General features: G+C 64.2%; 9 protein-coding genes and 3 pseudogenes. 6 read left to right on the top strand and 6 right to left on the bottom strand.

Going from position 1 to position 15,053, the window contains the following annotated elements:
* Positions 1-3: 3 nt before the first annotated feature.
* Complete coding sequence (locus CCOS864_RS11920; protein ID WP_115086490.1) at positions 4-3,315, top strand: transporter substrate-binding domain-containing protein; 3,312 nt, start codon at positions 4-6, stop codon at positions 3,313-3,315.
* Here CCOS864_RS11920 and CCOS864_RS28750 read toward each other — a convergent pair.
* The 3 genes and pseudogenes from CCOS864_RS28750 to gntR form a co-directional block, all read right to left on the bottom strand.
* Positions 3,290-3,721, bottom strand: a pseudogene (locus CCOS864_RS28750) (methyl-accepting chemotaxis protein); the annotation flags it as partial. The gene CCOS864_RS11920 and the pseudogene CCOS864_RS28750 overlap by 26 nt on opposite strands.
* A gap of 105 nt (positions 3,722-3,826) precedes the next feature.
* A pseudogene (locus tag CCOS864_RS28745) lies at positions 3,827-4,510 on the bottom strand (PAS domain-containing protein); the annotation flags it as partial.
* A 198-nt stretch (positions 4,511-4,708) separates the two neighbouring features.
* A complete protein-coding gene (gene gntR, locus CCOS864_RS11910; RefSeq protein ID WP_115086488.1) occupies positions 4,709-5,728 on the bottom strand; it encodes an HTH-type transcriptional regulator GntR in 1,020 nt (339 codons plus the stop codon).
* Positions 5,729-5,934: 206 nt separating this feature from the next.
* Between gntR and CCOS864_RS11905 the strand changes: the two genes are divergently transcribed.
* Both CCOS864_RS11905 and CCOS864_RS11900 read left to right on the top strand, forming a co-directional pair.
* On the top strand, positions 5,935-6,474 hold the full coding sequence (locus CCOS864_RS11905; RefSeq protein ID WP_115086487.1) for a gluconokinase: 540 nt from the start codon (positions 5,935-5,937) through the stop codon (positions 6,472-6,474).
* A gap of 99 nt (positions 6,475-6,573) precedes the next feature.
* On the top strand, positions 6,574-7,926 hold the full coding sequence (locus tag CCOS864_RS11900) for a GntP family permease (protein ID WP_038995015.1): 1,353 nt from the start codon (positions 6,574-6,576) through the stop codon (positions 7,924-7,926).
* 109 nt (positions 7,927-8,035) lie between these two features.
* Here CCOS864_RS11900 and yiaY read toward each other — a convergent pair whose 3' ends face one another.
* The 3 genes from yiaY to CCOS864_RS11885 all read right to left on the bottom strand — a co-directional run bounded on the left by yiaY (position 8,036) and on the right by CCOS864_RS11885 (position 11,425).
* Positions 8,036-9,184 (bottom strand): L-threonine dehydrogenase, encoded by a 1,149-nt coding sequence (gene yiaY / locus CCOS864_RS11895; protein WP_115086486.1) that lies wholly within the window; start codon positions 9,182-9,184, stop codon positions 8,036-8,038.
* A gap of 71 nt (positions 9,185-9,255) precedes the next feature.
* The gene (ilvA, locus tag CCOS864_RS11890; RefSeq protein WP_115086485.1) at positions 9,256-10,818 is read right to left on the bottom strand and encodes a threonine ammonia-lyase, biosynthetic; all 1,563 of its coding nucleotides are present in this window, start codon (positions 10,816-10,818) and stop codon (positions 9,256-9,258) included.
* 178 nt (positions 10,819-10,996) lie between these two features.
* The gene (locus CCOS864_RS11885) at positions 10,997-11,425 is read right to left on the bottom strand and encodes a PACE efflux transporter (protein ID WP_115086484.1); all 429 of its coding nucleotides are present in this window, start codon (positions 11,423-11,425) and stop codon (positions 10,997-10,999) included.
* A 98-nt stretch (positions 11,426-11,523) separates the two neighbouring features.
* On the opposite strand from CCOS864_RS11885, the gene CCOS864_RS11880 reads away from it, so the two are divergent.
* The 3 genes and pseudogenes from CCOS864_RS11880 to CCOS864_RS11870 all read left to right on the top strand — a co-directional run bounded on the left by CCOS864_RS11880 (position 11,524) and on the right by CCOS864_RS11870 (position 15,046).
* A complete protein-coding gene (locus CCOS864_RS11880; RefSeq protein ID WP_167458884.1) occupies positions 11,524-12,417 on the top strand; it encodes a LysR substrate-binding domain-containing protein in 894 nt (297 codons plus the stop codon).
* Positions 12,418-12,650: 233 nt separating this feature from the next.
* Positions 12,651-14,324, top strand: a pseudogene (locus CCOS864_RS11875) (NfrA family protein); the annotation flags it as partial.
* Positions 14,324-15,046, top strand: a complete 723-nt coding sequence (locus CCOS864_RS11870) for a DUF4434 domain-containing protein (protein ID WP_115086481.1) — start codon at positions 14,324-14,326, stop codon at positions 15,044-15,046. The pseudogene CCOS864_RS11875 and the gene CCOS864_RS11870, both read left to right, overlap by 1 nt.
* The last annotated feature ends 7 nt before the right edge of the window (positions 15,047-15,053 follow it).

Genomic DNA, 15,053 nt, shown 5'->3' with positions numbered 1-15,053 from the left:
CCAATGAACATCCGCCCCGCTCTACCGGCCCTGGTGCTGGGCTTGCTGTCGGCGTTGTTGGTCAACAGCGCCATGGCCAATGAACCGGGTGAGCCACGCACGTTGCTGGCCCGTTCAGTCGTTGGCGGCGAAGGCGTAGCCCTGGCGCCGGCTGACAGGCGCTGGCTGAAGGAAAAAACCGTGCTGCGCCTGGGGACCTCCAGCCCGGATTACCCGCCCTTCGATATCAATGTCAGCCACAGCGAGTATGAAGGGCTGACCGCCGACTATGCCGGCCTGATCGGCGAACTGTTGAGCATCCCTATTGAAGTGCGCCGCTTCAGCAGCCGTAAAGAGGCGATCACCGCCCTGCACGCCGGGGCCATTGACCTGCTCGGCAGCTCCAACGGCTTTGAAGCCGCTGACGCCCAACTGGTGCTGAGCCAACCCTATGCCGATGATCTGCCGGTGATCGTCACGCCACAGGGCAAGACCCGCGCCGTCGATGATGAGCTGGATGGGCTGCGCCTGGCGATGGTCGATCACTATCTGCCGGACGAAGAAGTCCGGCACCTGTTCCCCAAGGCCCGCCTGCAGTTGTACACCTCGACCATGGCCGGCTTGTCGGCCGTCTCGCTGGGCCAGGCCGACGCCTTTCTCGGTGATGCGATCAGCAGTGATTACCTGATCGGCAAGAGCTTTCAGGACAGCGTGCAGATTTCCCACTTCGTCAAACACGAGCGGGAAACCTTCGCCTTTGCCCTGGCCCGCGGCAACGACAAGCTGTTGCACCTGCTCAACCGTTCACTGGGCGTCACCAGTGAAACCGAACGCCTGAACATCCTGCGCCGCTGGAGCAGCGGCAGCACCAGCATGTTGCTTGATCGCGGCGCCTTGACCCTGAGCCACGAGGAGCGGCGCTGGATCGAACAGCACCCGGTTACCCGTGTGCTGGTGAACAAATACTTTGCGCCGTTGAGTTTCTACGATGACCAGCAGCAGGTTCGCGGCATAACCGCCGACGTCCTGGAGCAGATCAGCCTGCGCACGGGGCTGAAGTTCGAGTTCATCGAGACCGATGCCGGTGCGACCATGATCGCGTTGCTGCAACAGGGCAAAGCCGACCTGGCCGGTACGCTGGTCTATAGCCCCGAGCGCGCCAGACGGGTCAACTTCAGTCGGCCATACCTGACCGATCCGTGGGTGCTGGTGTGCCGTACCGACAGCGAGTTCGGGCAAAACCCCGAACAGCTGGATGGCAAACGCGTGGCGGTCATTCGCGACTCCCCCTTGAAGGCGCAATTGCTGCAGCGTTACCCGACGCTGACGCTGATCGAGGTCGATAACCCGCTGGCATTGATGGAAGCCCTGGAGGATAAACAGGTCGACCTGGTGCTGAGCTCGCGCATCAACGCGGCCTATTTCATCAGCCGCCTGTTCAAGGATCGGTTGCGTATCGCCTCCCAGTATGGCGACCGGCCGATTACCGCCTCGTTTGCAACGCCCAAGGACGCCAGGGTGCTGCACTCGATCCTCGATAAGGCCTTGCTCAGCATCCCGCCCGACGAACTGGCGCAACTGACCAACCGCTGGCGCACCAACGCACTGATCAGCGACAGCCCCTGGTACAACTACCGCTCGCTGATCCTGCAGATCCTTATCGTCGCCAGTTTGCTGATCGCCGCCGTGGTGTTCTGGAACCGCTACCTGCGCAACCTGATCCGCCAGCGAAGCGAAGCCCAGCAAGCGCTGCAACACGAACTGGGGTTCAGCAAGCGCCTGCTCGAAGAACTGCGCCTGGCCAAGGACCAGGCCGACGACGCCAGCCGGGCCAAAAGCACCTTCCTGGCGACCATGAGCCATGAAATCCGCACGCCGATGAACGCGGTGATCGGCCTGCTTGAGCTTGCGCTCAAGGATGCCGAGCAGGGCCTTGCCGATCGCGCCTCGCTGCAGGTCGCCTTCGACTCGGCCAATGGCCTGTTGGCGCTGATCGGTGACATTCTCGACATCGCCCGTATCGAGTCCGGGCACATGGAGCTGAACGACGAAGCCACCAACCTGACCTCGCTGGTCGCCGCCACCGTCCGGGTGTTCGAGGGCAATGCACGGCTCAAGGGCCTGGCCCTGCAGACCGACCTGCAGGCCATGGCCGACGGCGTCATGGTCGACCCGCTGCGGCTCAAGCAAGTGCTGTCGAACCTGCTCGGCAATGCCCTCAAGTTCACCAAACAGGGCCAGGTGAAAGTGACCCTGCGCTATGGCCCGCAGCAGCCCGGGCAGCTACGGCGGGTACTGCTGAGCGTGGAAGACAGCGGCGTCGGCATCAGCGCCGAAGACCAGGCGCGGTTGTTCCGAAACTTCGCTCAGGTGGGCGACCAACCGGTGCGCCAGGGCACCGGCCTGGGCCTGGTGATCAGCCGCACCCTGTGCGAATTGATGGGTGGCCGCCTGGGCCTGACCAGCAAGCCGGGTAGCGGCACGCGGGTCGACATCGAACTGCAGTTGCCGGTGGCGGCCGTGCAGCAAGCCACCCTGCCGGCAAGCGAACCAGCAGCAGCCGGTCGGGCATTGAACATACTGGTGGTGGACGACTACCCCGCCAACCTGATGCTGCTGGAACGCCAGCTCCACGTCCTCGGCCACCAGGTCAGCCAGGCCGGTGATGGCCAGGCGGCGCTGGAGCTGTGGCTGCAAGGGCACTTCGATGTGGTCATCACCGATTGCCACATGCCCGGCATGGACGGCCACCAGCTGTCGCGCCGCCTGCGCAGCGAGGAGCAACAACAGCAACGCCCGGCCTGCCTGATTCTCGGCCTGACCGCCAACGCCCAGGTCGAGGCGCGCGAACGTTGCCTGGCCAGCGGTATGAACGATTGCCTGTTCAAGCCGATCGGCCTCAATGAACTGCGCCGTCACCTGGCCGGTTTCGACACCCCGGCCGCGCCGGCGCTGGCCAATGATGCCCTTGAAGCGCATGCCAGCGGCTTCGACGTCGACAACCTCAGGTACCTGACCCTGGGTGATCCACAGCTGGTCGAGCGCTTGCTACGGGAACTGGCCCTGAGCAACAGCGAAGACCTCAAGGCCCTGCGCGCCCTCGGCCCGGCACCTGCGCGCGATGCCTTGCGCAGCCTGGCCCACCGCATCAAGGGCGGTGCCAAGATGCTCAAGGCCCGTGGCGTGGTGCAGCGCTGCGAAGCGCTCGAGCAAGCCTGCATCGGCGACGCCGGCATCGAGCAACTGCAGGCACTGGCCAACGACCTGGAACTGAGCCTGCAGACCCTCGACGGCCAGCTCGTCCAGCGGGTCAGTGCAACTGCAAGGTCGAGTTGATCTGGCTGATCGCATCGACCACGTGCTGCGAGCCCTGCTGGATTTCCAGGATCACCTCGCCGGCTTCATTGGCCAGCTCCACGCCAAGGCCGGTGCGGCTCAGGCTCGACTGCATGCTGGCCACGGCGGTCAACGACAGGTCGTGGTTCTGCCGCACCACCTCGACAATCTCCAGGGTCGCCTTGCTGGTGCGCGCCGCGAGGTTACGCACCTCATCGGCCACCACCGCAAACCCGCGCCCGTGCTCGCCGGCCCGGGCTGCCTCGATGGCGGCGTTGAGCGCCAGCAGGTTGGTCTGATCGGCAATGCTGCGGATGGTCTGGACGATCTGCCCGATCAGCTCCGACTGCTTGCTCACCGCATCGATGCTGCGCGCTGCGGCGTTGAGGTCCTGGGAGATTTCCTCGATCACTTGCACGGTTTGCTGCACCACCTGCGAGCCTTTGCGTGCGCAGGCGTCGTTCTGCACCGAGGTGGCGTGGGCCGATTCGGCGGCGGTCTGCTGGGTGCTGACCTGGCGGGTGATATCGCTGGCGAACTTGACCACCTTGTACAGGCGCCCACGGGTGTCGAAGATCGGGTTGTAGGAAGCCTCCAGGTAGACCATCTGCCCCAGTTTGTTGATCCGTTCAAAACGGTGGGAATGGTACTCGCCACGGTTGAGCGACGCCCAGAATGCCTTGTAGGCCGCTGACTCGCTTTCGCTTTTGTGGCAGAACAGGCTGTGGTGCTTGCCGACCACTTCGTCGAGGCGGTAATGCATGGTGTCGAGGAAATTCTGGTTGGCTTCGATAACCTTGCCATCCGGAGTGAACGCGACCATCGCCATGGAGCGGCTGATCGCGTTGATCAGGCTTTCGGTCTCGTGCTCGTGCTGCACCCGCTGGGTGATATCGGAGGCGACCTTGATCACGCTGGTGACCTGTTGCTGGGCACCCAGCACCGGCATGTAGCTGGCCTCGAGCCAGACTTCGCGGCCCCGCTTGTCAACACGGGCAAAGGTGCCGCTGCGCGCTTCACCACGACCCAAATCGCGCCATAGCTGGCGGTACTCCTCGCTCTTGCTGAAGGCTTCGTCGCAGAACATCCGATGGTGCTTGCCGCGAATCTCTTCGACGCCGTAGCCCATGGTCTTGCAGAAGTGCTCGTTGGCGTCGAGGATGATCCCGTCGGGGCTGAACTCGATCATCGCCATCGAGCGGCTGATCGCCGCCAACTTGGCAGTCATATGGCCCAAGGCCTGGGTGCAACGCTCGATTTCAGCCAGATCGGACTTACGATGCAAATCAAACATTTTGCAACACTCCATGCTCGGGATTTGCTGAGCATAGATGGCGATTGGCGCCATGCAAGCACTATGACATCACCGTGCAACGCCCGCCGACTGGCGGTTTCAGCTGCTTTCGCGAACCATCAGCTCAAAGCCCAGGTCCTGGCTTTGCACTTGCCCACGTTTGCCATCGAGCAGGCCCAACAGCGCCTGCGCGGCGCAACGGCCAATGGCGGCGCGCGGGGTGCGAATCGAGGTCAGGCGCGGGACCATGTGCGCCGAGGCAGGCAAGTCGTTGAACCCGACCATCGCCACTTGCTGCGGCACTTTGATGCCCTGGCGCAGGGCTTCGAGAATGGCGCCCTGGGCCAGGTCGTCGTTGCAGAAGAAGATGCCGTCGACGTCGGCATGGCGCTGCAGCAACTGCGCGAACAGCTCACCACCCAGGCCGATTGACGAAGGCTGCGGCGCCAGCATTTCCCGGGCGTGGGCATCCATACCGGCCTCGGCAAGGGCCTGGCGAAAGCCCTCGGCGCGCTGCATTACCCGCGGATCAAGCTGCGCGGCGATGAAGCCCGGGCGCTTGCAGCCGCGCTCAAGCAGATGCCGCGCCGCCGCCCTGCCCGCTTCTTGCTGAGAGAAACCCACCGACATGGCCTGGGCCTCACCGCCCAGCTCCATCATGTGCACACAGGGCACGCCGCTGGCGGCCAGCATCTGCTTGGCCACGTCGCTGCGATCAAAACCGGTGAGCAGGATGCCACGCGGCTGGTAGGCCAGGTAGTTGCGGATCAGGTTCTCTTCTTCGGCGATATCGTAGTGATAGTTACCGATCAGCACCTCAAGCCCACGGGGCCGCATCACCTCGTGGATGGCCTCCAGGGTGTCGATGAACAGGTGGTTGGACAACGACGGGATCAATACCACGATCGATTGGCTTTGTGCCGAGGCCAGTGCCCGTGCTGCCGGGTTGGCCACGTAGCCAAGGCTGGCGGCGGCGACCTGGACCTTCTCGACCAGCTCCGGTGCCACCGTGCTGACCCCGCGCAACGCACGCGAAGCAGTAATCGGGGAAACCCCGGAAAGCCTGGCCACTTCAGCCAGGGTGGGACGACCGGTAGTACGGGAGCCGATGCGGGTCATGACAGGTTTTATTTTCGACTTGCAAAGAATGGGGAACGGGCACTAAGGTAGCGCTGTCTCAGACCACAGGCAATGCAAAACTGCATGAGCCCAGGAATGAGCATCCAGACTGCTTTTACAAGATCAATAACATCTGGGTGGGAAGCGCTCGAGACATTAGCCGTCTCGCTTCAAGATAGCGCTATCTTGCCCTGCAGGAGGTACCGATGAATCCCCCCTTGTCCGCAATCGTGGTAATGGGCGTAGCTGGCTGCGGCAAGAGCTGCGTCGGTGCCGCCATCGCCAGCCATAGCGGCGGCCGCCTGATCGAAGGCGATGCCTTTCACCCTGCTGCCAACATCCAGAAAATGAGCGCCGGCATTCCCCTGGACGACGACGACCGCGCTGGCTGGTTGATCCTCCTCGGTGAAGAACTGCAACGCACCCTCAAAAGCGGCGCACGGCCGATCCTCACGTGCTCGGCGCTGAAGAAGCGCTACCGCGATGCCCTGCGCCACGCCGTGCCGGACCTGGGCTTCGTGTTCCTCGAACTCACCCCGCAAGAAGCCGAACGCCGGGTACTGGCCCGCCCCGGCCACTTCATGCCCGCCAGCCTGATCGAAAGCCAGTTCGCCGCCCTCGAACCGCCTCATGGCGAGCCGCTGACCCTGCCCCTGGACGCCACCCTACCGGTGGACAAGCTGGCCATCGAGGTAGACCAGTGGCTAAAGCCCTGCGGTGAACCGCTGCTGGCGCGAACGGCCTGACCCTGGCTGTTTTCTCGGCTCACCCAAGATAGCGCTGTCTCGACCCGTAAACGCTGCAAATGTTCCGCCCACAAAAATGACAATACGAGGCACTGAACCATGTTTGGTTTGGCAACTGATACCTACCTGCTGCTCGATGCAGTCGTCACCATCATCGGCCTGGTGCTGCTGATTACCCACTTCAAGGTCCACCCTTTTGTCGCCCTGACCCTGGCCGCCGGCTTTCTCGGCCTGACCTCCGGCATGCCGGTGGCCAAGGTGATGAAATCGTTCCAGGACGGTTTCGGCGGCGTGCTCGGCTTTGTCGGCATCGTCCTGGCCCTGGGCACCATGCTCGGCAAGCTGATGGCCGACTCTGGCGGCGCCGACCAGATCGCCCAGACGCTGATCCGCGCTTTCGGCAAACAGAAAGTGCACTGGGCAATGATGTTCGCCGCCTTCCTGGTGGGCATTCCGCTGTTCTTCGAAATCGGCTTCGTATTGCTGATTCCATTGGTGTTCATCGTCGCCCGGCGTTCCGGGGTGTCGCTGATCAAGATCGGCATTCCGCTGCTGGCCGGGTTGTCGGTGGTCCACGGGCTGGTGCCGCCGCACCCGGGGCCGCTGCTGGCCATCGGCATCTTCAATGCCGACATCGGCAAGACCATTTTCTACGGGCTGATCGTCGCCCTGCCCACGGCGATCATCGCAGGTCCCCTGTACGGTAACTTCATCTCCAAGTACATCCCGGGCAATCCGAACAAGGAACTGATGGACCAGATCGCCCGCGAGTCCGACCAGCAGAACCTGCCAAGCTTCAGCATCACCCTGATCACCGTGCTGCTGCCGGTGTTCCTGATGCTGCTGAAAACCTTCGCCGACGTGGTACTGCCGGCCGAGCATATCGTCCGTCAGTGGATGGACCTGATCGGCCACCCGATCAGCGCCCTGCTTGCGGCCCTGCTGCTGGCGTTCTACACCTTTGGCGCGGCGCGCGGGTTTTCCCGGCAGCAGATCATGAAGCTGCTCGATCAAAGCCTTGCGCCCACCGCGGCGATTATCCTGATCGTCGGTGCCGGTGGTGGCTTCAAGCAGATGCTGGTGGATACCGGCGTGGGTAATGTGATCGGGCAGATGGCCGTGCAGGCCGAGATTTCACCGATCATGCTGGCCTGGCTGGTGGCGGCGGTGATTCGTATCGCCACGGGCTCGGCGACGGTGGCAACCATCACCGGGGCCGGGATCGTCGCGCCGGTGATCGGCATGATGCCGGGGGTCAACCGTGAGTTGCTGGTGCTGGCGACCGGCGCGGGATCGTTGATTCTGTCGCACGTCAACGATGCCGGCTTCTGGCTGGTGAAGCAGTACTTCAACATGACCGTGGCCGAGACCTTCAAGACCTGGAGCATGATGGAGACCATCCTGTCGGTGGTCGGGATCATCTTTATCATGCTGCTGTCGTTGGTGGTCTGAATATCTGCGGGCTGCTGCGCAGCCCATCGCTGGCAAGCCAGCTCCCACAGGTTCGGTGTGGGAGCTGGCTTGCCAGCGATGCAAGGCAACGCCTTGCTAGTACATCAGATCAAAAAGCTGCCTTGAAGATCGCCTCGATCTCCCCCTGACTGGCCACCCGCGGGTTGGTCAGGCCGCAGGCGTCCTTCAGGGCATTGCTGGCCAACGTCGGAATGTCCGCCTCCTTCGCCCCCAGCACCGCCAACCCCGCCGGGATATCAATGGCCCGCGACAGGTTCTCGATCGCCGCCAAGGCCGCAGCGCTGCCCTGCTCGGCATTCATGGCGCCGACCTCCACGCCCATGGCCTTGGCCACATCACGCAAGCGCGCCGCACTGACGCTGGCGTTGAAGCGTTGCACATGGGGCAACAGCACCGCATTGCAGACACCATGGGGCAAGTCATAGAAACCGCCCAACTGGTGGGCCATGGCATGCACGTAACCCAGGGAGGCATTGTTGAAGGCCATGCCGGCGAGGAACTGGGCGTAGGCCATGTTCTCCCGGGCCTTGAGGTCGCTGCCGTCGGCCACGGCCTGGCGCAGGTTGGCGCTGATCAGCTCGATGGCCTTGATGGCGCAGGCATCGGTGATCGGCGTGGCGGCCGTCGAGACGTAGGCTTCAATGGCGTGGGTCAGCGCATCCATGCCGGTGGCCGCCGTCAGGCCCTTGGGCATGCCGACCATCAGGGCCGGGTCGTTGACCGACAGCAGTGGCGTGACGTTGCGGTCGACGATGGCCATTTTCACGTGGCGCGCTTCGTCGGTGATGATGCAGAAACGGGTCATTTCGCTGGCCGTACCGGCCGTGGTGTTGATGGCAATCAACGGCAACTGCGGCTTGGCCGACTGATCAACCCCTTCGTAGTCACGGATATGCCCGCCGTTGGTGGCGCACAGGGCAATGCCCTTGGCGCAGTCATGGGGCGAGCCACCGCCCAGGGAGATCACGCAGTCGCAACGCTCGCGTTGCAACAGCGCCAGGCCCTGCTCGACGTTGGCGATGCTCGGGTTGGGCTTGGCGCCATCGAAGATCGCCGAGTCGATGTCGCGCATCGCCAGCATTTCGGCAATGCGCTCGGCAATCCCGGCCTTGGCCAGGCCCGCGTCGGTGACGATCAGGGCCTTGCGCAGGCCGTATCCGGCAATGGCAGCCATCGCCTCTTCGAGGCAATCGATGCCCATGATGTTGACGGCGGGGATGAAAAACGTGCTGCTCATGGCGAGATCCTCATGCAATGTACCTTTGCCTTGAGGATCCGCCTGTCTGCCCTGCTCCGTGTTGATCTGAGTCAGCCGAGGAACAGCCGGTAGGCCGGGTTGTCGCTTTCGTCCCAGTAGCGGTAGCCCATGGCGTCCAGCGCCTCGGGCAGGCTGGCCTGTTCGTCCTGCGGCACTTCCAGGGCGGCAAACACCCGCGCCTCGGCGGCGCCGTGGTTGCGATAGTGGAACAGGCTGATGTTCCAGCGTTTGCCCAGGCGCTCGAGAAAGCCCAGCAAAGCCCCCGGACGCTCGGGGAATTCAAAGCGCAGCACGCGCTCGTCCGCCCCCGGCCCGGCATGCCCGCCCACGGTGTGGCGCACATGCAGCTTGGCCAGTTCGTTGTCGGTCAGATCGAGCACCGTGTAGCCCTGCTCGCGCAGGCTGGCCAGCAGCTTGTCGCGCGGGTCGGTTTGCGGATGGGTCTGCACGCCAACGAACAGCCGCGCCTCTTTGCCCGGGTAGTAGCGGTAGTTGAACTCGGTGATCTGGCGCTTGCCCAGGGCCTGGCAAAAGGCGCGAAAGCTGCCCGGCTGCTCGGGGATGGTCACGGCGATGATCGCTTCGCGCTGCTCGCCAAGTTCCGCCCGCTCGGCCACATGACGCAGGCGGTCGAAGTTGACATTGGCACCGGAGTCGATGGCCACCAGGGTCTGGCCCTGCACGCCTTCGCGGGCCACGTACTTCTTGATCCCGGCCACCGCCAGGGCACCGGACGGCTCGGTGATCGAACGGGTGTCGTCGTAGATGTCCTTGATTGCCGCGCACAGCTCATCGCTGCTGACGGTGATGACCTCGTCGACATAGTGGCGGCACAGCTCAAAGCAATGCGCGCCGATCTGCGCCACCGCCACGCCCTCGGCAAAGCTGCCGACCTGGGCCAGCACCACCCGCTCGCCGGCGGCCATAGCGGCCTGCAGACAGTTGGAATCATGCGGCTCGACGCCGATCACCTTGACCTCGGGGCGCAGGTATTTGACGTAGGCAGCGATGCCGGCGATCAAGCCGCCGCCACCGACCGGCACGAAGATCGCATCCAGCTCGCCCGGTTGCTGGCGGAGGATCTCCATGGCCACGGTGCCTTGGCCGGCGATCACGTCCGGGTCGTCGAACGGCGGCACGAAGGTCGCGCCTTCGCTGTCGGCCAGCTTCAGGGCATGGGCCAGGGCGTGGGGGAAGCTTTCGCCGTGCAACACCACCTGGCCACCGCGCGAACGCACGCCTTCAACCTTGAGTTCAGGGGTGGTGGTCGGCATAACGATGGTGGCGCGCATGCCCAGCTCGCGAGCCGCCAGGGCGACACCCTGGGCATGGTTGCCGGCCGAAGCGGTGATCACCCCGCGCTGGCGCTGGGCCGGGCTCAGGCGACTGAGGCGGGTATAGGCACCGCGGATCTTGAAGGAAAAGGTCGGTTGCAGGTCTTCCCGCTTGAGCAGCACCTGGTTGCCCAGGCTGCGCGACAGGGCCGGCGCCGCTTGCAGGGGCGTTTCGATCGCCAGGTCGTAAACCGGGGCCGCAAGAATGCGCCGCACGTAGTCGGACAGCAGGCTCAGCGGCGCGGACGGTGTACGGGGGCTAACGGCAAGGCTGGTCATCGGTGACTCCTGGTTTTTTTAAGTGCCCAGGAGAGAGAGAAAGAACCCGCCTCCAGGGCGGGTTCGGTGCAAGTGTCAGCTAGCCCGCCAAAACGATAATGGCGGTAATAATGCTGTGCTGAGACGACTGCAGGAATGTGTTCATGCCCACGAAACTAGCGCAGCCGCCCGGGCAAAGTCAAGCCGGCTCACGCGCAGAATCGGGCACATCGAACACCCGGTCGAAGGCCCACTGGAAGACAAAGGCATAGCCGAAGAAGAACACGAACAGCGCCAGGTTGGTCAACAGCGCCGCCCACAGGCTTATCTGCAGCCAGCCGGCCACCACCGGCAAGAGGATCAGCACCAGCCCGCCTTCAAAGCCCAGCGCGTGGAGAAAACGCCGCCACAGCGTGCGCTGGCGTTGGGCCTGGCGCGCCTCCCAGTACTCGAACGCCCAGTTGTAGAACATGTTCCAGGCCAGGGCCACCGCCGAGAGAATCAGCGACAGCACCGTGGAGTGGGCCATGCCGGCATCGAAGGCCCAGGACAAGACCGGCGCCACGCACAGCACGGCGATGGTTTCGTAGAGAATGGCCTGGACGATCTTGCGCGCCTTGCCTTGCATGTCCGGCTCCCTGAGCGTCAATGAAGCCCCACCCTAGCCGCGTTGAGGCGCCGGTTCAATTGAGCTAAATTGAGCCTCCCTCAATTGGCTTGAGCACCGTGTTCGCCAAACTGCCCCTGACTGCCCTGCGCACCTTCGAATCGGCGGCCCGCCTGGGCGGCTTCAAGGCTGCCAGCGACGAACTGGCGGTCACCCCGGCGGCGGTGTCGCACCAGATCAAACGCCTGGAGTCGCACCTCGGCCTGCTGCTGTTCGAGCGCAGCAGCCAAGGTGTCAGGCTCAGCGAAGCCGGCGAGCGTCTGTACCTGCAGGTGCACCAGGGCCTGGCCAACCTGCAGCGCAGCGTCGATGCCCTGCAACCGCCGTGCGATCGCCAGCAACTGACCTTGACCACTACCGCGGCCTTTGCCAGCGCGTGGCTGATCCCGCGGCTGGGTGATTTCCATCGCCGCCACGCTGACATTCAAGTGCGGGTGCTGACCGGCAGCGAGGTGGTCGACCTGCAGCGCGAGCACCGTTTCGACCTGGCCTTGCGTGCCGAATTCAATCCTGACCCGACGTTGCAGCGGTTGCCGTTGCTGGCCGAGCATTTCTCGGTATACACCCCGCCCGGCTGGCAGCCGCTGCCTGCCAATCTGCCCCTGTCGTTGATCGAGGTGCCGTGGGTTTCGGTCAGTGGCGTGGTCATCGACTGGGCCCGCTGGTGTGCATTGGCCGGGTGTGAAGACTGGCTGCAGCGGGCGCGTTTTCATCACTATGACGATGAGCACCATGCCCTGCAGGCGGCCGCTGCCGGCTATGGGTTGGTGCTGGCCAGCAACGTGCTGGTGGCCGACAGCGTGCGCCAGGGTTTGCTGCAACCGTGGCGCGCGGAGGTGCGCTTGCCGGCCGCGCAGTACAGCGCGGTGTGGTTGCCGGGCCGCGAGCGCGAGCCTGCGCTGCGGGCGTTTCTGGATTGGCTGGGCAGCGCTATTTGCTCCGCACCGAATTAAATCCGTTCAAACTCGCGCACAAATTGATTACCCTGCTGCGCCTCTCGGCTTGCAACCCCCCTATCCCAGCCCCTTGGCAGAAGGAGGAGACCCGGCTCATGCTCGCGGTTCTCGACATGCATCAGGACGATGCCGCGCTACCTAAGCGGGTCAGTCATCACTCTATCAACCAGCACCTGCGTGGGCCGATGCAACTGGCCAGCGTCCTGCTGTGGTTTTACGCCGCTCCCAGCCTGGCCGACAGCGGCCCGTGCGAGCAACTGCGTCAGACAACGCCCGCTTACCCTGTCGACGTCAGTCAGTTGCGCGCCCTGGGCGACTGCGCCATGCCCGAGCGCCCCGGTGAAGCGGTGGTCTACTACCAGGCCGCCGAAGACCTCGGCGACAGCGGCAGCCGCCTGCCGCTGGCCCAAGCCCTGGAAGCCTCGGGTGATTCCATTGCCGCCTTGGCGATCTGGAAAAGCCTGGCCGACAGCGAGTGGACCGCCAGCGCCCGCCTTACTGCCGCGCGCAGTGCGCTGAATGCCGACAATTCTTACCTGGCGCACACCTATTGGAAACAGGCAACGCCTGTAACGGCCGATGACTGGGCGCTAGGCGCCGCCATCGCCCAGCGCGAACTCCAGGAGCAGGATGCCATGGACTACCAGCGCCAGGTCCTCAAGCAGCAGCCCCGCGCCGATCGTTACTACGCCGCAGCGGTAACCGCAGCGCAATCTGGCCACCTGCAGCAAAGCACCGCCTGGCTCGCCGAAGCCGTGCGCCTGGCACCGCAGCAGCCGCGCTACAGCGCCGACTACGGCATGCGCCTGGCAGGCGCCGAAGATCAAGCGACCCGAGCCCGCTCGATCCCCTACCTTGAGCGCGCCACCCGCGCCCTTCCCGAGGACTACCGGATCGGCGAAGCCCTGGCCTGGCGTTATGTCGAAGTGGAAAACAACCGCGCTGCACGCAAGGCGCTGCGCCGGGTACTGGATGTCGAACAGGAACTGGTCGACGGTGACCAGGTGTTCGGCAGCCTGGCCGCGCGCACGTACCATCAGCGCCGGGTTCACGAGGCATTGTCGCGGCGCGACAGTATTACCCTGGCAAGCACCTGGGCACCCGCCGGGATGCCGACCAACGACAACGTTCGCGATGACCGCAAAGAGCGCCGTGGCACCTCGCAGAACGTGCAAATGGCGATGTGGGATCACGCTCTGGGCGACGAGCCGAGTCGCAACGGCAGGACGCTTTCGGTCTATGGCCGGGTGCTGTTCGCAGGCACTGGCCGCACCGACTACGCGCACAGCATGGGCACCGGTGTCGGCCTGCGCTACAAGCCCTTCGGTACCCGCAACATCAACCTGTACAGCGAGCTTTATCACCAGCGCCAGATCGACGATGCCCAGTACGGCGGCCTGACCCTCGGCCAGTTGATCAGCCCGAGCAAGGTCGGCGACAACTATGGCGACCTGCGCGGCCACGCCGAAACGAGTAACGACCTGCTGCTGCGCGCGACCGCCTCGTTCCTTGACCAGGGCAAATGGCGCAACGACTGGCGGGCTGACGAGGACGAGTGGGACGAGCGCTTCCTTTACCACGACGCCGCCTGGTGGACCCGCGCAGGCGATCACCAATGGCTGTCGCGCTACCAGCGCGGGCACACCTGGAAGCTGCCCAGCGACACGGCGCAAACCCTGATGCCGTACGGTTTTCTCGAGTTCTCAAGCCAGGACCCGAGCAACGACTGGCGACAGGACCTGCGCACGGGTCTGGGCCTGCGCTGGCAGTGGTGGTTCGACGATGACCGCTACAACGCCTATCGCGGCTCGCTGAAAGTACGCGCCGAATACCAGCAATCGCTGGGCGGCAATCTTTATGAACATGCCAACGGCCTGTTGCTGGGTGCGGAGTTGACCATTTGATGCGCCGCTTGATCGCTGTGCTGCTGTTCGCCCTGAGCCTGTCGGCAACGGCTGACGAACACCTGTTCTACCAACCGCTGGAGCGCGACGCGCAGCTGAGCCAGGCGCAATGGCGCACACTGTGGAAAGCCGCCGCGGCCCAGGGCGGCAAGACCCTGATCGTGCAATGGAGCGCCTACGGCGCCAACGACTTCGGGGGCGCCCAGGGATGGCTGGCCAACACCTTGCGCCTGGCCCACGAACAAGGCCTGCAGTTGGTGCTGGGGCTGTACCGGGACGCGGCCTACGATCAGCACATCGACGAACTGGACGGTGTCGGCCTGATGGCTTACTGGCAAACCCAGCTGGGCAAGTCCCTGGCCCAGCAACGCAAAGTGCGCGAACAGTGGCAACTGCCTGTTACAGGCTGGTACCTACCGATGACGGTAGACGACCTGCACTTTCACAGTGCTGATCGCCGCCAGGCGCTATACACCCAGTTGCAGGCCTTCAACCGCCGCCTCGATGCGCCCCTGCATATCAGCGCTTTCAGTGCCGGACGCCTGAGCCCGGCAGTCAACGCCCGCTGGCTCGAGCAACTGGCCAGCCTCAAGCTGCGGGTCTGGTGGCAGGATGGCCTCGGCAGCTCACGCCTGGCTCCATTGGTACGCCAGGGTTACCTGGACGCCCTGCCCGCGAGCATCGATATCGTCACTGCGCAAGCAACCCTTGTTCCACACTGAGGCCAGG

Origin of the sequence: Pseudomonas wadenswilerensis (assembly GCF_900497695.1) — a bacterium.
GTDB classification, from domain to species: domain Bacteria; phylum Pseudomonadota; class Gammaproteobacteria; order Pseudomonadales; family Pseudomonadaceae; genus Aquipseudomonas; species Aquipseudomonas wadenswilerensis.
The sequence above is the reverse complement of the archived record's forward strand: the minus strand, read 5'-3'. Positions and strand labels throughout refer to the sequence as shown.